The following is a 19,633-nucleotide window of genomic DNA, read 5'->3' as shown; positions in this document are numbered from 1 at the left end:
GCCTTTAGTGCAGGATCTTCGCGAGGAAGTCGCGGCAACGCGGGTTCGTCGGATTGTCGAAGAAGTGCTCGGGCGTGCCCTCCTCGAGGATGCGGCCGTCATCCATGAAGATGACGCGATCGGCGACCTGGCGGGCGAAGCCCATCTCGTGCGTCACGCAGATCATGGTGATGTTCTCCTGCGCGAGCTCGATCATGACGTCGAGCACCTCCTGGACCATCTCAGGGTCAAGTGCCGAGGTGGGCTCATCGAACAGGATGATGGGCTGCTTGGTACACAGGGCGCGGGCGATGGCGACGCGCTGCTGCTGGCCGCCGGAGAGGTTCTGGGGGTACTCCCCTGCCTTGTGGGCGAGGCCCACGCGCTTGAGGGCCGCCATGGCGGCGGCGTTCGCCTCCTCCTTGGACTTCTTTTGCAGCTTGATGGGCGCGAGCGTGAGGTTGCCCAGCACGGTCATGTTCGGATACAGGTTGAACTGTTGGAACACCATGGAGCTGTACGTACGGGCCATCTCCAGGTGGTTCTTCTTGGTGAGCGGCGTGCCATCGATGATGACCTCACCGCTGGTGGGCTCCTCCAGGTAATCGACGCAGCGGATGAGCGTCGACTTGCCCGACCCAGACGGTCCGATGATGACGACCTTCTCGCCCTCCGCGACCGTGAGGTCGATGTCCTTGAGGACATGCAGGTCGCCGAAGTACTTGTTCAGGCCGTGTATCTCAATCATGTTGGCCATGCGATCCCCCCTTATTTCCGTGCAAACAAGAGCCTGTTATACCTTATTTCCCCAGCTACGCGCAACATTATGGATTTCAAAACCATTTCGATACCGTTTCTGGCGCAGTCGGATGGGGCAACGCCGGAACGCCCACCCGCGCCGGAGGGATGTGTAAAATGGGGATACGTCCCTATTTTGCACATCCCTCGCAGCCCGCTTGCGAGAGCGCCCCCTCACATCGCAAAATCGCATGAGATAACTGCTCCCAGCTGGGAATAATGAGCGACAGACGTTTCTTTTTTGAAAAAGGAGTCCCCATGCCCGCACTGATCACCCATCGACTGTTCGGCGAGGAAAGCATCGAGCGTCTTCCCGAAGGGCTCATAACCTCAGATGACGAGCGCGCCGCCTTCCTGCTCGCCAACCAGGGCCCCGACCCGTTCTTCTTCCGGGTCCGCACGCCCCACATGGGCACTTGCATGGAACTCGCGCGCGTCATGCACCGCAGCCGCATGTCAAAGCAGCTTGCCGCCTTGCGCGACGGCGTGACACACCTGCAGCCCGCCGATGCGGGCGTTGGCCGCGCATGGACGCTCGGCCTACTCTCCCACTACATTCTGGACCGCAACGCCCATCCCTTTGTGTATGCGCAGCAATGGGGCATTCAAGAGGCGGACGATGACCTCACGGGCGCGGGAAGCCAAGTTCATGCAGTGATCGAAAGCGACCTCGACGTGCTCATGCTCCAAATCAAGCGCGATGGGGCGACCGTGGCGGACTATCCGCCCGCCGGCGAGCTCGTCACAAGCGCCCGCCTCGACAAGGTGGCGGGCGCGCTCACGAGCTTTGTCGCGAACAGCGTGTACGGCATAAGCGTAGGCGCGAATGAATACGGTGGTGCCGTGGCGGACATGCAGCTCGCCTACCGCGTGATCGAGCCGGCTGGCTCTGTACGAACGTGCGCCCTAGCTCGCCTCGAAGGCCTCGTCAAAGATTACTCCCTGCTGCAGGCGCTGGCGCATCGCGTGACCGCCGAGCCGCCGGCGGGTGCAGGAAACTTGGCGCGCAACGAATGGACCGACCCCTTCACTCAAGCCGTTCGTACGGAAAGCTTCCCGGCACTGTTCGAGCGCGCTCTCGACGATTACCAACAAGCTGCCGCGCGGTTCATCGGGACGGGCGATATGGCGGCGGTGACGGGGCACGTCAACTACTCGGGACGCACGCTCGACGCCACCGAAGAGTTCGACCGCGAAGAGTAGCGACCGGTCAGGTGCAGCGAAACGCCATATGAGAAAGGGGAGGTTCGCTCCTCCCCTTTCTTTGTGCCACATGTTCTTACTCGCCGCATTTACTGCATCGCGTTGAGGATCTCGGTCTCGGTATCCTCCGTTGCGGACCAGCTGCCCTCGTCGTCCTTCTCATACGAGAACGTGCACTCGGTCTCGGCGGGCTCGGCGTTCTTGACCGCATCCATCAGAATCTGGCCTGCTTGGGCGTACAGCTCCTCCTCGCTGCTCACGGTCGATGGGTCAAGACCGTTCACATACTCCTGGAACTGCGAGGCAAAATCGGCCATGATCGCGGTAAGGGACTTGATCTTGACGATCACCTTGGCGTCGGCGGTGCCGGCCTCCTCGTCAACCACGACCTCCTTGATCTCGTGACCAAAGCCGTCCAGATACGCCTCGGCGAATTCTTTGGTGTCGAGGCCGAGCTGCTCGAACGCACCGTCGGAGCTCGCGACCATGGCATCCATCAGGTCCTCGTTGTCGGCGGAGACCTCCGAAAACGCCTTCTCGACATCCTCACGGATGAGCTCCTCGACCGAGGGGCCGCCGCACGCGCTCAGCAGCACGGTGCATACAACCGCGATTGCCGCCAAGGGCATGACCCAGAACTTCTTCTTCATCGCTTCCTCCCGATGCCGGTGACGAGTCATTCTCTTACGCACTCGAACGCCAACCCATCAAATTACCCTGATGGTATCCGACCTCCGAACACCTGAGGGGATGCCCCTCAAATCGCCGCCCGGGCGGCAAGCGCCAATCGGCAAACGGAAATCCTATTCGCGGGCGCCGTACTGCTCGTAGTAGGCGTCGATGGCGGCCTTGAGCTCGTCGTCAATCACCACGCGGCCGGCAACTTCGCGGTTATACAAGTGATCGGTCACCTCGGCCATGGACACGATGCTCGCCACGGGGAAGCCGTACTTGGCCTCGATCTCCTTCTGCGCGGTAGTCACGCCACCCTTGCCGACCTCCATGCGGTTGAGGCTCACAATGAGGCCCTTGACCTCGACGTTCGCGGCGTCCATGAGCTTAGGATAGGTCTCGTCGATGGACTTGCCCGAGGTGGTCACGTCCTCGACCATCACCACGCGGTCGCCGTCCTTGAGTTCATAGCCCAGCATGCCGCCCTTGTCGGCGCCGTGGTCCTTGACCTCCTTACGGTCGGAGCAGTACTTGACCTCCTTGCCATACAGCTTGTGCATGGCGATGGCGGTGACGACGGACAGCGGAATGCCCTTGTAGGCAGGACCGAATACGACGTCGAAGTCCAGGCCGAAGTTGTCATGGATGGCGCGCGCATAATACTCGCCCAAGCGCATGAGCTGCTCGCCCGTCACGTAAGCTCCAGCGTTCATGAAGAACGGAGACTTGCGGCCGCTCTTGAGGGTGAAGTCGCCGAACTTGAGTACATCGGACTCAACCATGAACTCGATGAACTCCTGCTTGTAAGCCTCCATGAGGCCTCCCTTCCCATAGCATGCAACACCCGATCCAATGCGGGCGCACGCGTGCCAAGCACGTGTTTTACCGCCTTAAGGGTACCAGAAAGAACCCGCCCCGCGCTTTGGCCGGAGGGCTACCGCGGAACGGATGGAATCGCAAGGTTGAGTAGCTAGACTGTGCGACGCTTGAGGCTACTCCTCGTCGCGCTCTTTTTTTGCGAGCGAGAGGAAGGAGCCGCCGGCCACGGCGAGACCCGTCGCGCCCACGGCGACCATCGAGATGATGTCGCCCGTGCCGGGCAAGCCCTCCTTGGAGGAGCCACCCGAGGTCGATTGCGCGCCCGTTGTCTTTGCAGACGCGGCCTCGTATTCCTCAGAAACGATCTTGCCGCAGGTATTGCAGGTGCGCTCGCGAACGCCCTTTTCGGCCTCGGTAGCCTGCTTGGTAATGCGCCACTCCCCAAAATCGTGGGGAGCGATGTCGAACGCCGTACCGCAGACCTCGCAGACCTTCCAGTGGTCGGTGCTGTTCGTCACCCAAGTGTCGCTCGTGTGCGCTTCCTCGGAACCGTGCTCGGTGCAGGTCTCGTCCTCGCACGCATGCCAATGGGTCTTCCCGTCATGGCTCCAAGCCTCAACGAATGTGTGCGTGTGCGTGGTCTCATCCGAATCGTCCCCGGCATCGTCGGTAGAGTCGAGCGAGTTGTCGTCGAGGGGCTTGTCGTCCTCGGAAGTCGTACCGCCGTTGGAGGTGTTGTCGCCCTGGTCGCCAGAACCGGAGTTGCCCACACCGTCGCCGGTCGAGGTGTCACCAGTCGACGCGTCACCGCTTTCGCCAACACCGGCGTCACCGCCCGTGCTGGAGCCACCGTTGTTGCCGTCGCTGGCACCGCCGCCGGTGCTACCGCCGTTATCGGAGCCACTGTCACTCGTCCCACCGGAGGGGTCGGAGGTTCCCTGATCGCCCGCGCTGGGGTTGTCCGGAGTGCCCACGCTGGGTTCGCTCGGCGCACCGGCGCCGGGGCTCTGTTGGGCGGCGCCGTCACCATTCGACGCATCGCCGCCCTGCTCTTGGCTACCCGCGTTCTGCTCCGCATCATGCTGGTCCAGGTACGCCAGGCACGCGGCCTTCTCCTTCTTATAGCGGTTCTGCCAGCCCTGGTGATACTGCGGCTGCTTGGGATACCACTCCGCCACACGGTTGACCACCGTATCACACAGCGCCGTGACCAGCTCGCGGTCGCTCATCGCGTTGTTGATGTTCGCGGCCTTAAAGAACTTCTGCACGCCTCCCTGGCCGAACAGGTTACACATGCCCCACACGAGGCCCTTGACGCAATCAGCACGGTTGCGCACGTCAACGCCATAGGTGTTGAGCAGCGAACTCTGAACCGGCAGGTAGTAATTGTTGAACGCGTACGCGTCCTGCAGGGCAGAAAACTCGACGGGGTCCGCCGCATAAGCCGCATGCCACGCCTCGTTCAGGATCTGCGCCGGCGCGGTGAGCTGGCGAGTCGTGTAGTCGTACATGCTGTACGACGGATTCGAGAGCGTATCGCGCTGAGCAATGACCGCCTGGAACATGGCGTACTTGGTGGGGTTGTAGCTGTATACCTGTTGAATGAACGGCAAGAGGCTGTAACGACGATCGAACTGGTAATAGCCCATCGCGTTGTAACCGTCTCCGTACGAGAGACCCTTGTCGTAATTGCAGCCGCTCTCGTACTTGGTGAAGTACTTCATCTCGTCCGACAGCGCGACCGGGGTAAGCGTGGAGCCAGAGCGCACGGAGGCGAACGTCACCACACCTTCGGAGCCCTCGTAATAGTCCGCCTTGTCGTAGTCGCCCGGAAGGGGCACCCCCATGCCGTCGGGATCGGAATCCGTCATGGGAGTGCTGTTGGAAGTAGTCGCCATCGCCGGCAAGGTGACGCTGCCGAGTGTGAGTGCAGCGGTGAGGCCAGCGATTACGGCCTTGTTGCGTGACTGAGCCATCAGTCCTCCTTGGTTTGCCCCCGTAAGGGAAGTGCGTTTGCGATTCGTTTGCGGCAAAGCCACAAGAAGCGATACGAACAGTATGAAGAACCCGCGCCCCATGGACAAGAGAAACCGATGGCACGTTCACAAAACCCTCCGGCCACGAACGGCTACGAACGCCCAGGCCGGTCGTCACGAACCCGCCTGCGCACCAGCACACCTCCCGTCGCCACCAGAAGAGATCCGACGAACGCACACGCGGCGATGGCGGAAGGCACGGCAGAATCGCCCGTCCCAGACAGGCGAGATCCGTCCGTCTTTCCATCTCCACTTCCACCGTCGGGCGAAGCGGGTCGGTCACCCGAATCTCCGGGATCGGAAGGGTCAATGGGGTCGATGGGGTCCTTCGGCTCGGTATAGCTGTTCGCAAACACCACGGACTGATCGCGGGCCGGGTTGCCATTCGCGTCGAGCAGCACATGGGAGACCGAAAGCGTGCCGTCTCCGCTGTCCTTCACCGTGGTCTGCACGCGGTGGGCTGCATCGTCGTACGTCACACCGTCGGCCGACCCGTGCACCTCGCGCAGCACGTAGCTGTGCACGCCGGGGCCGTCATAGACGATCGGCCGCATGCCCACAGAGCCATCCGCCGCATTGACGCCCTCAGAGACGACCCTCTCCACTCCGTCAACGGTCTCGATCAGCTCAAAACTGAACTCGCCTTCTCGCAGGTCGCGCCCGCCCAGCGTCTTGGTGATGGCAATGGCGTCGCTCACAGATGAAGGAGAGGTGGGCACGACGGAATACGTGTTGGTGAAGGAGAAATTCGCGCCGCCCTCGATCTTGGAGGCGATCGCCGAGATGATGCCATCCCCGTTGTCGGTCACCGTCACCTCGACGGTCTTGGTATCGGGATCGTTGGCGATTCCGGGCACCGTGCCGCTCTCGGAGATTGTGTAGCGAAAGACCCTGGTGCGCTCGGCGGGAGCAACCTCAGACGTGGGCGTCACCTCAGACGGAACCTCCGCCTCGGACGATGCGCTCATCTCGGACGGAGCGCCCGCCTCGCCACCCGAAGCGTCGCTGCCTCCAGACACGCTCTCCCCATCCAGAGGATCGGCACCGAACACATCCTCCATGGTGTAGGTGATCTCGCCAAAGGAGACGTTGCCCGCGGCATCGTTACGCACGGTCGCATCGCCCGGCATCGGTGCACCCTCAAAACCCTCGGCTGGAGCGAGGGTGAACTCATACTTTCCGGCGATGTCGCTCAAGGTCGGCGCGTTGTCGCCCGACTCCACGTCGAGCACCTTCGTGCCGCTGAGACTCACCGTCGTGGTGGCACCGGATCCATAGGCGTTCTTGAACGCCAGAACGTCACCCGAACCTTCCGGATACGTGACAGCCGCGCTCAATGCACCCGTCCCGTCATCCGTCACGCTCACGGTGACTGCAAAGGAGGTCGCAACACCGGCGATACCCTGGTCAGCCAAGCCGTCGGTGACCTCGGACACGGAGTACTGATAGGTGTATGTCACCGCGTTGGAATCGCCTGAGGCGGATGCGGTCGCCTTGCCGGCATCGACATCGGCGCACAGCTTGTCCAACGTATAGGTGATGTTGTCGAATGCAACCTTGCCCGAAGCGTCGTTTACGCCCGTCGAAACGGGGCCGTCGCCCGTCGCGGCGGGAGCGGCATTGCGCACCTCGAAGGCGAATTCACCATCGACCAGGGGGCGCCCTGTCAACTGCTTGGTGGCGTTGATCGCAACCGAGACATCCGCTTCAATCGGCGCGTAGGCGTTCGCGAACGGCACGCGCGCGGCGTTCTCCCGAGAAACCTCCTCGCCCGAAACATAGGTGTACACCGACAGATAGCTGTCCTTGACCACCTGCGTGACGACCTTGATGCGGCCATCCTCGTTGTCCCTCACGGCGATGGTCACCGTGTAGACAGAATCGTCGTATGCCACGCCGTCGGCGGTGCTCGGTATGACCTCGCGCACCTCATAGGTGTAGGTTTTCCCGATGTGCCCCTGTTCGAAGGTGAGCCCGCCCGAGGGAACAAGCGATACCGTGGCAGGATCGTCGGCGTTCGCCTGCACGTCGGGGATGGCGATGGTCTTGCCCTGTGCAATCTCCTCATCGGTCATGCCGAGCAAAGCGCCCGCATCGCCCGCGGAGGTCAGCTGCTGAGTCGTGCCATCGGGCCGGGACACCTCCGTCGCCTTGGGCGTCACGGCGAAGGAGAAGTCGCGTGTAAGCCAGCTCGCGGCGTTTTTATAGGTGAATGTCTTCTCGATAACCAATCCTCCAGCGGCACCGTAGTCCAGTTCCACTGCCTCGTACTTGTTGGCGAAGTTGACCGTGGGCATGACTCCGCCCGCGGCAGCTCCGTTCTCGGTGGAACCGCGCACGACCTCGTCGCCCAGACCCTCAAGTACCGCTTCATCGAGCAGCTTCGCCCGCTTGGAACCGTCGCTCCCCACCAGGTCGGAGGTCTTGGGCCCCTTGGCGACCGCATACTCGGCATGGAGCGCCGAGGCATCATCCGCATCGGGCACCACGCGCAGTACCACATAGCCCGCATTCGCATCGTCCTCATATCCCACCGTCCCGGGATGGACGGCGGCCTCGGTCACACGGAAGATATGCGGGTAGCCGATCTGCTCCTGCGTCAGCTTGCCCTCAAAGAACACATCACCGTAGTCCTCGTTGAACGAGAACTTCTCGCCAGCGGCGGCAGTGCCGCACTTCATGCTCTCGGAACGGCGGCTGTCCTCGATGACATTGCCCGAGGAATCATAGGCGGTGCGCTCGACTGTGAACTCATACGAATTCTCAAGCAGGTCATGACCCTCCATGACCTTGGTCACGTCGATGCCCGCGAACGCGCCCGTTGCGCGGTAGATGTTGGTGAAGGATGCCACGATCTTTTGCTCGGTGGCGACTGCCCCCGATGCATCGAGGACCGTTGCGACGAGCTTGCCCGTCCCGTCATCCGCCACCTCGACCGTTACAGAGCGGGGTGCGGTGTCGTACGCCATGCCCACAGCCGAACCCGGGCGCTCGGCCAGGGTGAGCACATATGTTCCGACCTTCGAGAACGCGACATTGCCGATCGGCATGTTCAACGGCTCACCGGATGCGAGTGCCGTGCCTGCCGGGGGCTCGAGCTCATACACACCCGCCTCCTGGGCGTCCTCTTGCCCGGGCAGGTCGACCGCCGTCGCATCGCCCGAAGTCACGGCCACGTCGAAGATGAACTTTTCCCCATTGCCCCATGAACGGCCGTCGACCGCCTTGGACAGCTCCAACGGCAACTCCGTGGGAAGAGCCTGGTACGTGTTGGAAAAGTACGGGAAGCCCCGATCGGTCAGGTCGCCCTCATCAACGGGGGCGAACTCACCCTGCTCGTTCTTGATGCTCCACGAGACACCCACCGCGAGGTCCCCCGCGGGGTTCGTGTCCGCCGGATTGCTCACGGCGTATTCCACGCGGTACACCTTGGAGTCATACCTCATGCCGTCGACTGTGTAGCCGGATTCGGCCGTCGCCCCCGCGGGCATGACCTCCGTCAGCTCGTACACATACGTGTGGCCGGCGTTGGACTCCGTGCTGAAGGTGAAATCACCGAACGAGGCCTCGCCCGCGACGGCCACGGGCTGCTCGATGGGCCACGCGGAGCCATCCTCCGGAGTTGCCGCGTTACGGGGGCGGGGCATGCTCGCCAGCGTGATCTCGTCCGTATTCGTGGTGCCATCCACCGTGTCGCTCACGGGCCTCAGCGTGAACTTGAACTCGTTTCCGGCGAGGGTATGTCCGCCCGAGGTGTCCGTAAAGACCTTGAACGCCTGGAGCGATGCGGTGGCGGTGTCGTTTTGGAATGTGTTTTTGATCACGACGGTCATGGCACCGTGCGTCGCGGAGGTGCCGTCCTCGTCAAACGTGACGGATCCGACGAGTTGATTATCGACAGGAACCGCATTGCCCACATCGTCGATCAGCATATCGAGGACTACCTTGGTCACCCGCATGGTGCCGTCGCCGTTATCGACCGTCGTGGCGGCCACGCGGTAGAGCGCATCGGAATACGTCACGCCGGGCACGCGCTCGCCCGAAGCGACGGACGGGTCGACCTCATAGATATAGCTCACGTGGTCGCCGGGCGCATCGTATCTCGGCAGCCCAAAGGTCGCGGTATGATCCGGCGTGTCCTTGGTGATGGTCACACTCGCCGTGTCGTCCGCGGCAACCTGGGCACCCCCGCCGGCGGGCTGGACGGAGGGCAGGCCCATGACCACGGTGTACGCATCCGCCTCGATCCACACGTCATCCGTTCGACCCGTAAGCACCTTTTTAGCGGAGATCTTCGCGGCGTCCGGCAGCACGACCGGCTTGACTTCATAGAGATTCGTGAACACCAAGACGTCCGCCACCGCATCCGCGACCGCCTCGATCTCATCCCCCTGGCCCGCGACCTCCTCGCCATTGAGGGTGCGCGAGACCAGCGTGAAGCCCTCGGGCATCTGGGGCGCATTCGCCGCGTTCAGCAGGCCGAACAGGTTGAACAGCGTGGGCGATTCGGCAGTCGTCACCTCGCGGACCGTGTACCTCACATCCTCGGGCACGCCGTACACGCGTATGGTCTGGTCGGCTTTGAGCGTCACCACGCTGCCAGTCTCTATATCGAGGTCGGCATCGCCCACGGGACTGCCATCGGCCTCGAACACACGCGCCTTGTACGTAAGCGCACCGTCGGAACCCGCGCCGTCGAACGTGAACTCGAAGGGGAAGGCGGCATCCGGGTCGGGAGCAAGCCCCGCGGCTGCGGACACCCGCTTGGTCACCTCGATGGATGCCGTGCGTTCATTGGTCACCTGCACGCATGTTGCCCCGGTGAACAGCTGGTTGATCTGCATGGCACCGAGGTTCGTCCAAGTGCCCTTGGAGTCAGGGTCCTTGTTCTCATCGGCCTGTTGGATGTACAGGCGATTGATGCCCTCGTCGCAGTAGATGCGAAACGCCCCTCCCGGCTCCGCAGGACCGTACTGCAAGGCGCCTCCGGCAGCCCCGTACTCGAGGTCGACGATGTCGTCGGGCGCCGTGCTCGGGCTCCCCCATTCAATCGCGCCGGCATCGCCCAGCACGCCCGTCTGCTTGGACCCCCTGATCCACGTCAGCGTGTTGTTCACATCGTCGTTTTCCCCGTATTGACCGAGCGACGCCAGTAAGTTTCCCGCGCCCGAGAAGGTCTTGATGCCGTCATCCTTCGCGCCGGCATCGGCATAGACGCCCGTATCATCGACGATGACCTTGACGTACTCGTCGTTTATCTCGTAGCCAGCGGGAACACCCGTCTCCTTGAGGTAGTACACGCCGTTTGAAAGCGGGTTGAACCGCTCCGCCGTGAGCGGGAACACGCCCGCACCGGAGAGTTTGACGGGCGCGGTGAGCTGCTCCTGCGTCACCAGTCGATCGTAGTAGACGTCCTCGTCGATCGGGCGCACCACACCGCCGTCGGTATTCACCTGATCTGCCTTGTACAAGGTGAACTCGGCCTCGGCGACCGGATTGCCTGCATCGTCGACCTTCATGACGAACAGGCGGTCCTTAACGTTTGTGATATACATCGTCGATGCGAACTGGCGCTCGAAACCGTCATTCTTCAGACGCACCGTATTGGCGTCGGTCGCACCGTTCAGGCCGTTTGCGGCAGTCGTGAAGTACAGCGCCACCGTATATTCGGCCTGATCGCGCTCGTCCTCATCCATGAGCAGGTAATACTTGGCTATGTCACCCGGCAAGTCGTCGAGTTCGACCTGGAGCTGACCGCTCGCCGTCAGAGTGAAGACGTGCTCGTCGCCTTTTGCCGCCGCGATGACGTCGTCCCAGGCGCCGCCCGAAAGCACCTTGTAGCCCTCCACGGGGCTGCCGTATATGGGAGCCCACGAATCGACACCGTCCGCCTTCGTCTTCTTGAATGCGACCGCGAACAGCGTGCCCTGCGACACATCGACCTTCTCGCCGGTCTCATCCTCGACGGGGTCATTCGGGGCCGTGATGACCTCCTTCGCCACAATCGAGGCGCCGTTCTTCCACATCCAGCTATCGGAGGTTTCGGTCCCCGCCGGATCGACGAAGTAACCGCTTCCCATCTGGTCGGAGTAGATGTACTGAAGGTGCATGCATTTGTCCGTGTACTCGAGGGGCGCCTTGTAGCCGGCGGGAATCCTCGTCTCCTTGAGCAGGTAATACGTGCTATCGGCATGGTTGGGCGACGTATCGCGCTCATAGAGCTCATCGAAGCTCAGCACCGTGCCGTCGTCCTCCGTGAGCACCATACCGCCGTTGACGTCGGTGACGCCGGTGGCGAGCTGCGCGACCTCCTCCCAGTTCGCGTTCGAACGATACAGCGTGAAGCCCGCGCCCGCGACCGGGTCGCCGTGCTGGTCGACCTTGACGATGTCGGTGTTGGGAACGTTCACGAGGTTGAACTTGAGGCTCATGTTCGAGGCACCCGCGCCCCGCTCAAGGTAGAAGAAACGCAGCGTGTGCTGGGTGCCGTCCTTGAATCTGCTCGAACCACCGTCGAAAGCGGAGGTCTCCGCCCCCGCAGATTCGAACTTGCCCCTCATGGTGCCATCCGAGCGCCCGTTGATCTTGACGTCGCCCGTTTTAAAATCGATGCTCAGCGTCGCCTCGTTGTGGATGCCGCCGAGGTCCCCCACCAAGATGTCATCCACAAAGACCCATACGTCGTCGTCTCCGGAGAACTCGAAGACCATAGCGTCACCCTGCGGCGTCACGCCGTCCCTGGGCTGCACGAACCGCGATGACATGGACATGCCGAAATGATGGTTCAGCCCAGGCGCATCGGCGTTGACGTCCGTTTGGACAAGGGCACCTCCCCGCTCTTCCTCGAACACCTCGTCGATGGGCGCGAACGGGAAGAACTGGCCGTTGGCGTTGTAGCTCGCCCCCGAGCCCTTGATGCCCCATGTGTCGTAGACGGAAAAGCTATTGGAGTCGACGTTGAAGGACGCGAAATTCGTCGTGTCATACACGTAATACCCGTTCGCAGCTTTGAGCAGCCCCGTGGTGCCGATGTGAGCCTTCTTGCCCGAACCCGAGAAGGCGTCGAACAGGTACGCGAGCGATTCCTCATCAAGATAGTTCGTCCCCGAAAGCACCGGGTAGCCATTCTCCAGCTTGTCCTTCACGATTCCGCCGTAGCGGTCGGCCCCGCCCGTCCACGCATTGGGACCTTCGCCAGAGCCGGCAGCGCCGCCGTTGAGGTCACCGTTGTTGAATTTGAGGGTGTGCCCGCGGTTGATTCCGCCGTTATCGCCCGAGATCGCGCTCTCATCGGCGTCGTTCACCCAATAATCGAACAGGTTGATAGTGGTGCCCGAAGGCGAGACCGTCTGGATGAGGTGTTTTTGGAGATCGTCCGCGAGAGCCGCATGGGCCTCTCCTGGCGGGATGGCCTCCAAAACCATCGCCGCAGCACACGCGACGGCGACAATGGCGCGCACACCGGCACCCATCAGCAGACGGTGCCCGACTTTAAATCGACGAGCACCCCCCTTTCCGAACTTCGTTCCGATAACGAACATAGCAGGCACCTCACAGGCAGCATAAAACGGCAGACGCGTGCGTTCATATTACACCCCTCATGCCCAGCGTCTTTACCGCGATACAGCAGGTACCGTTCACGCCGCTTTTCGTCCGCTCGCGTCGCGTTTCATGCCGCTTGTTCCGTTTTTCGCTGCGTTCGCTCCGCATTTCATGCCGCTCGTTCCTCTTGGCGCGGTGTTCGCCTCGCTTCCCGAGTCTTCCGATCTGTCAAATGAATTGAGGTCCACCACTGAAAAACATGGACGCCCGACTACCATCGAACGTCCACACCATCATCTATGCAGTTCGGGCGGAGCAACCTGGACTGGAAACGCCTTAGCAGATCTTGCAGACCCAACCGTGCTTGTCCTCGATGCTGCCGCCCTGGATGCCGGTGAGAGTCTCGCGAAGCTTCTTCATCACCGGACCGGAGGTCTCGTGACCGTCGGGGAAGACCACGACCGTGTCGCTGTCGTGGATCTCGCCCACCGGGGAGATGACCGCGGCGGTGCCGCACAGGCCGCACTCCACAAAGGCACCCGAGGTGACCTCGGCCCACGTGACGGGGCGCTCGTCAACGGTGATGCCCAGGTCCTGGGCAACCTGGACGAGCGAGCGGCGGGTGATGGAGGGCAGGATCGAGTCGGTGTGGGACTTGGGCACCACGAGCGTGCCGTCCTTGGCGACGAACAGCACGTTGGCGCCGCCGGTCTCCTCAACGTAGGTGCGGGACTCGGAGTCGAGGTAGAGGTTCTCGGCATAGCCATTGGCGTGTGCGTCCATGCCGGCCTTGAGGCTCATGGCGTAGTTGAGGCCGGCCTTGATGTTGCCGGTGCCGTGGGGCGCGGCGCGGTCATACTTGGAGACGCACAGCTTGACCGCCGTGTCGCCACCCTTGAAGTACGGGCCCACCGGGGTCACGAGAATGCGGAACTGGTACTCGTCGGCAGGCTTGACGCCGATGACGTCGCCCGTGGCGACCATGAGCGGGCGCACGTAGAGCGTGGCGCCGGAGCCGAACGGCGGCACCCACGCGGCGTTTGCCTCGACGACCTGCTTGACGGCCTCAACGAAGCGGTCCTGCGGGAAGGCGGGCATCACGAGGCGCTCGGCGGAATCAGCCATGCGCTGGGCATTCATGTCGGGGCGGAAGCAGACGATGGAGCCGTCCTCGGTGGTGTAGGCCTTGAGGCCCTCGAAGACCTCCTGACAGTAATGGAGGATTCCCGCGCACTCGGACAGCGTGATGGTATGGTCGGTGGTGAGACCGCCCTCGTCCCATGCGCCGTCCTTGTAGTTGGACACGTAGCTGTAGTCCGTCTTGCGGTAGCTGAAGTCGAGGTTACCCCAGTCCAGGTCCTTCTTCTCAACGGTCATCGCGAACTCCTTACTCGATGAAGCCCCTCGTCGGGGGCGCGCGTTCAACGTAAGGGCCCTCCAGGCGGAGGCCCCTTGCAAACGAGAATGCCGGGCACATGGCCCGGCAACGGCATGTACGCTTGATTGTACTCCGCCACGATGGAGTGTCGGCAAAATTAATCACCGCGAAACGGTTCGCGCGGCGATGCACCCGCGCCCGCGTCCCTACTCGCCCTCGGCCTCACGGCGCTTCTGCTCGGCACGCGCCGGCAGGATGCGGAACTTGATCCACCAAGCCACCACAGCGACAGCTACGACAATGATGACGACCTTCACGACGCTCGACACCCACTCGGCCTGAGCAGTGATTTGCTCCCAAGCGCCGCCGGCCCAAAAGCCGAGCGTGCACAGGATGGCGTTCCACGCCAGCGAGCCCACGAGGGTGTAGATCGCAAAGCGGACCATGTTCATCTTGGCGGTCCCAGCGGGAATGGAGATGAGGCTGCGCACCACGGGGATGCAGCGGCAGATGAGCACCGTGATCTGGCCCTTGCGGTCGAACCAACCGATGGCCTTGGCAACGTCGTCGGAATGGAAGCCGAGCATGCGCATGGGCTTGGTGTCGAAGAAGCCCTCGAGGCGCTCCTGCGAAAGCAGACGGCCGATGCCGTAGAGGAAATACGCGCCCACAACGGAGCCCACAGTGGCAGCGATGATGACTCCCGGGAGCGTCATCGCGGTTTGCGTTGCGAGGAAACCGGACAGTGGCAGGATGAGCTCGCTCGGGATGGGAGGGAACACGTTCTCGAACAAGATGAGGCCTGCGACCGCGAAGTAGCCAAACTGGCTAATGAAACTGAAGAATGCCTCTTGCATGTGATGCCCTTCTAAGCGACTGCATTGATCAACTGCTGCAAAATGCAATGTTCACCATAATAGCGGTCGCGCATAACGCCTTGGTAATGTGCGCAGTCTTTCCAGAACCTCCTTGACATGGGAGGTGTGCGACATCACGCGGTCACCGCCCCGCCTCTGTCTCCATCTTGTTAATCCTAGCGATTCTCTCGACATTACACGGGAGGGCGCGTACACTTGCACCTCACACGCCAAAAAAGCCAAGCGCCCCAGGAGGAAGACATGGGAGCCATCGCCACCGTCCGCGAGGACATCGCGACCGTCAAGGCCAACGACCCCGCCGCGCAGAGCAGCCTTGTGATCTTCCTCTCCTATCCAGGGCTCCACGCCAAGTGGATGCACACACCCGAACATTGGTTGTGGGAGCACGGAGCACGCGGCCTCGCTCGCGTCCTTTCGCAGGTCACGAGGTTTTTCACCGGCGTCGAGATTCATCCCGCCGCGCAGCTTGGGCGGCGTCTCTTCATCGATCATGCCATGGGTGTGGTGATAGGCGAGACGACCATTGTCGGAGACGACTGCGTCTTGTACCAAGGCGTCACCCTGGGAGGCACGGGCAACGAGAGCGGCAAGCGCCACCCCACGCTTGGCAACAATGTCACCGTGGGAACGGGCGCCAAGGTTTTGGGCAATATCCATATTGGCGACAACGTACGCATCGGAGGCAACTCCGTTGTGGTGAAGGACGTGCCCAACAACTGCACGGTTGTTGGCATCCCCGGACGCGTGGTCAAGCGCAACGGATGCCGCGTGATGAGCGAAAGCTTCGATGCAAGCTGCCACCGAGAGAACATGCCCGACCCCGTCGAGGAGGACTCGATCATGAACCGCGAGGGCATCGCGGGCAACGCGCGGCGCATCGCCGAGCTCGAGCAGCAGGTCAACGAGCTGAGCGCCCTCGCGAGGCAGTTCGCCGAACAATTCGAGCGATAACCGGGCATCGTTGCGAGGAACCGGATAATACGCGGGACCCCACAGCGACCTCGACGCCACCTCTCAATGCAAGCTTTCGTGGGCGCACCCATCAGCAGCCGAGACAGCGGACCCCTCCTCGTCGGGAGTGGCGATCTCCTTGATAACTGACTCGTCGCCCTGCACCAGATAGGTGCGCTCGCTGCCGCAATACGGACACATGCGCCCGTGCTCGACCGTGCCGTACGTCTTTTCGCAGGCCTCGCAGAACGTGACGGCGGGCACCTCTTCGATTACAAGTTCCGCCCCACGCATCAGGTCATGCTTGGCGCATGCCCAGTTCCAGCAGTCGGTGAGGTACCTCGGGATGATGCCCGACACTTCGCCGAGCTCCAACGTGACCGAGGAGACGCGACGCAGGTTATTTTGCGCCGCAACCTCCTCAACGCTGCGGATGATATGGAAGACAATGCCCAATTCATGCATGAACAAAACTCCAAACTCAAAGGGTCAAAATGCCCCAGATCGCCTTGAAAGCCGAGAGGGCTAGACCTTTTGGTCACCCCCCCGGCTGAGAGGCAAGATGAGTTATTTGGATCCCTTTGAGCTAAAGCGGATCTTGATCTCGCGCTTGAGCGCGTACTTTGCCAAGCTCGGGACCTTCTTCTCGTACTTCACCATGTTAGAGCACTCGGGATGCTCGCGGTGCAGGTGGATGGCGTCGAACGCACACTTGGTGGTACACAAGCCGCAGCCGATGCACTTGTTCTCGTCGACGATGCTCGCACCGCAGCCCAGGCAGCGCGCGGTCTCAGCGCGGACCTGCTCCTCGGTGAAGGTCTCGACATACTCACGAAAGGGCTGCGCCTTCTCGCGGTCATAGTTGTGCACGGCGTCGCCACGGCTCGCCGTATCGTAGCTGCCGAACTCCACGTCGTCGCGGTTGAGCTCGCGGTAGGCGCGGGGATTGCGGCCGATGGTGAGCGTCGCGTCCTGCACGAAGCGGTGGATGGAAACCGCGGCCTCGTGACCAGCGGCGATGGCGTCGATGGCGAACTTCGGGCCGGTGTAGACGTCGCCGCCCACAAAGATGTCGGGCTGGGCGGTCTGATAGGTCTTGGGATCGGCGACGGCGCCCTGGCCGCGGCCGAGCTCCACCGCTTCGCCCTCGAGCAGGTCACCCCACAGGATGGACTGGCCGATGGAGAACACCACGCGGTCGGCGGAGACGGTGCGCAGCTCGCCCTCGTCATAGGTCGGGTCGAAGCGACCCTCATCGTTGAAGACGCGCAGGCAGCGTTTGAAGACGATCTCGCTCACGCGGCCGTCCTCGCCGGTGCGGACCTCGACCGGCCCCCATCCGCAGGAAATGTGGACGCCATCCTCGTTGGCCTCCACGACCTCCTCCGTACTGGCCGGCATGTCCTCGGCGCTCTCCAGGCAGAACATCTCGACATGCTCGCTGCCCAGGCGCGCCGCGGTGCGGGCGACGTCGATGGCGACGTTGCCGCCGCCCACCACGATGGTGCGGCCGGGCATCGGCGCGGCCTCGCCGCCGCCGTCCTGCTGCTCGGCCACGCCGCGGAGGAAATCGACGGCGACCGAGACGCCCTCGGCGTCCTCGCCCGGGATGCCGGGCAGACGGCCGCCCTGGCAGCCGATCGCCACGTAGAACGCCTTGAAGCCCTGCTCGCGCAGCTCGTCGAGGGTCACGTCGCGACCGACCTCGACGCCCAGGCGGATGTCGACGCCCATCTCGCGGATGATCTCGACCTCCGCCTCGATGACGTCCTTCTCCAGCTTGTAGCTCGGGATTCCGTAGGTGAGCATGCCGCCGGGGCGGGCGCTCTTCTCGAAGATGACCGGCTTGTAGCCCTTCTCCGCGAGATAGAACGCGCAGGACAGGCCCGCGGGACCGGCGCCAATCACGGCGATCTTGTCGTCGAAGCCGCCGGCGCGCGTGGGCGTCACGACCTCCGGCACGTAGCGGTTCTCGGCCACGAGGTCCTGCTGGGCGATGAACTTCTTCACCTCGTCGATGGCCACGGCGGCGTCGATGCGGCCGCGCGTGCAGGCGTCCTCGCAGCGGCGGTTGCAGATGCGGCCGCAGATCGCCGGAAGCGGGTTCTCGCGCTTGATGAGGGCGAGCGCGTCGCGGTAGCGCCCCTGGGCGGCGAGCTTGAGGTAGCCCTGGACGGCGATGTGCGCGGGGCACGCCGTCTTACAGGGGGAGGTACCCGTGTCGTACGTCTCGATGCGGTTCTTGTTGCGGTAGTCGGGGCTCCACTTCTCGGGGCCCCACTTCACGGCGTCCGGCAGCTCCTGCTTGGGGTACTCCGGCACCTTGCCCGTGCTCGCGGCGCAGAGCTTCTGGCCGAGTTTGACGGCACCCGCGGGGCACACCTCCACGCAGCGGCCACACGCGACGCACTTGTCGGCCTCGGTGCGCGCCACGTACGCCGAGCGGGACAGGTTCGGGGTGTTGAACAGCTGCGAGGTGCGCAGCGCGTAGCACACGTTCACGTTGCAGTTGCAGATCGCGAAGATCTTGTCCTCGCCGTCGATGTTGGTGATCTGGTGCACAAAGCCGTTCGCCTCGGCCTGGCGCAGGGTCTCGTAGACCTCCTCGCGCGTGATGTAGTGGCCGCGATCGGTCTCCACCACATAATCGGCCATGTCGCCCACGGCGATGCACCAGTCGTTCGGGTCATCGCCGCAGCCCTCGCCCAGCTTCGCACGGCTCATGCGGCAGCTGCAGGGGCTCGCGGCGTACTTGCCCTCGTACTTATCGAGCCAGTGCTCGATGTGCTCGATGGAGACGGAGCGGTCCTCCATCTGGATGGCCTGCTCCACCGGGATGACGTGCATGCCGATGCCCGCACCTCCGGGCGGGACCATCGGCGTGGCCTTGGCAAGCGCCCCCTTTGATGCCTGCTCGAAGAACTTCGCCACCGCCGGGTGCTCGTCGATCTGGGACTGGCGCATGTTGAGGAACTCCGCCGAGCCGGGCACGAGCATGGGCAGGACCCACTGCTTGGTGCGCGTGGGGTTCTCCCAGTTGTACTCGAGCAGGCCGATGTAGCTCATCTCGTCGAGGAGTTTCTCGAGCGCGACCTCGTCCATGCCGGTCGCCTTCACCGCGTCGGCGAGGGTGTAGGGGCGGCGCATCTTCATCTTAAGGAGCACGTCGGCCATCTCGTCGGTCGTCACCTCGGCGAACGCCCAATACTCGAAGGGCTTGAGCTCCTTGCGGCCCAACAGGCGGTTGGTGCAGTGCTCGCACAGCGCCACGATCTTCTCGCGCGGGTGCTCGGGGATGGGTGGGACGAACTCGGATCCGATATCGGGCTCGGTGAACGAGATTCCGGGGCCGTTTACGATCATGTTCGGTTTCCTTT

General features: G+C 62.8%; 11 protein-coding genes. 2 read left to right on the top strand and 9 right to left on the bottom strand.

Translation table 11 applies throughout. The features are described 5' to 3' along the window. Nucleotides 1–4: 4 nt before the first annotated feature. Nucleotides 5–736, bottom strand: a complete 732-nt coding sequence (locus tag DWV48_RS00210; protein WP_118652248.1) for an amino acid ABC transporter ATP-binding protein — start codon at nucleotides 734–736, stop codon at nucleotides 5–7. A 299-nt stretch (nucleotides 737–1,035) separates the two neighbouring features. Between DWV48_RS00210 and DWV48_RS00205 the strand changes: the two genes are divergently transcribed. Next, entirely contained in the window at nucleotides 1,036–1,980 is a 945-nt protein-coding gene (locus tag DWV48_RS00205; RefSeq protein WP_118652245.1) for a zinc dependent phospholipase C family protein, read from the top strand. An 89-nt stretch (nucleotides 1,981–2,069) separates the two neighbouring features. Here the strand turns inward: DWV48_RS00205 and DWV48_RS00200 are convergent, their stop codons facing one another. From DWV48_RS00200 to DWV48_RS00175, 6 genes are all read right to left on the bottom strand, one after another. After that, nucleotides 2,070–2,630: a hypothetical protein gene (locus DWV48_RS00200; protein WP_118652242.1), complete on the bottom strand. Its 561-nt coding sequence runs from the start codon at nucleotides 2,628–2,630 to the stop codon at nucleotides 2,070–2,072. A gap of 153 nt (nucleotides 2,631–2,783) precedes the next feature. Beyond that, on the bottom strand, nucleotides 2,784–3,467 hold the full coding sequence (gene pyrE / locus DWV48_RS00195) for an orotate phosphoribosyltransferase (protein ID WP_118652239.1): 684 nt from the start codon (nucleotides 3,465–3,467) through the stop codon (nucleotides 2,784–2,786). A gap of 177 nt (nucleotides 3,468–3,644) precedes the next feature. Next, complete coding sequence (locus tag DWV48_RS00190) at nucleotides 3,645–5,447, bottom strand: hypothetical protein (RefSeq protein ID WP_118652236.1); 1,803 nt, start codon at nucleotides 5,445–5,447, stop codon at nucleotides 3,645–3,647. Between the two features lie 152 nt (nucleotides 5,448–5,599). Beyond that, nucleotides 5,600–13,048, bottom strand: a complete 7,449-nt coding sequence (locus DWV48_RS00185) for a Spy0128 family protein (protein WP_118652233.1) — start codon at nucleotides 13,046–13,048, stop codon at nucleotides 5,600–5,602. Between the two features lie 337 nt (nucleotides 13,049–13,385). Next, nucleotides 13,386–14,426 (bottom strand): branched-chain amino acid aminotransferase, encoded by a 1,041-nt coding sequence (locus DWV48_RS00180; RefSeq protein ID WP_118652230.1) that lies wholly within the window; start codon nucleotides 14,424–14,426, stop codon nucleotides 13,386–13,388. A gap of 207 nt (nucleotides 14,427–14,633) precedes the next feature. Then, complete coding sequence (locus DWV48_RS00175; RefSeq protein ID WP_118652227.1) at nucleotides 14,634–15,284, bottom strand: DedA family protein; 651 nt, start codon at nucleotides 15,282–15,284, stop codon at nucleotides 14,634–14,636. Nucleotides 15,285–15,545: 261 nt separating this feature from the next. Between DWV48_RS00175 and cysE the strand changes: the two genes are divergently transcribed. Then, on the top strand, nucleotides 15,546–16,256 hold the full coding sequence (gene cysE, locus DWV48_RS00170) for a serine O-acetyltransferase (RefSeq protein ID WP_118652224.1): 711 nt from the start codon (nucleotides 15,546–15,548) through the stop codon (nucleotides 16,254–16,256). Between the two features lie 63 nt (nucleotides 16,257–16,319). On the opposite strand, the gene DWV48_RS00165 is transcribed toward cysE, so the two are convergent. Together DWV48_RS00165 and DWV48_RS00160 are read right to left on the bottom strand one after the other, a co-directional pair. After that, nucleotides 16,320–16,721, bottom strand: coding sequence for a hydrogenase maturation nickel metallochaperone HypA (locus DWV48_RS00165; RefSeq protein WP_118652221.1), 402 nt, complete (start codon nucleotides 16,719–16,721; stop codon nucleotides 16,320–16,322). Nucleotides 16,722–16,823: 102 nt separating this feature from the next. After that, nucleotides 16,824–19,619 (bottom strand): FAD-dependent oxidoreductase, encoded by a 2,796-nt coding sequence (locus DWV48_RS00160; RefSeq protein ID WP_199588801.1) that lies wholly within the window; start codon nucleotides 19,617–19,619, stop codon nucleotides 16,824–16,826. Nucleotides 19,620–19,633: the final 14 nt, after the last annotated feature.

It is taken from the genome of Collinsella sp. AF08-23, assembly GCF_003479805.1.
Lineage (GTDB): Bacteria > Actinomycetota > Coriobacteriia > Coriobacteriales > Coriobacteriaceae > Collinsella.
Note: the sequence above shows the minus strand (reverse complement) of the source record. Positions and strands in the feature narration are given on the sequence as shown.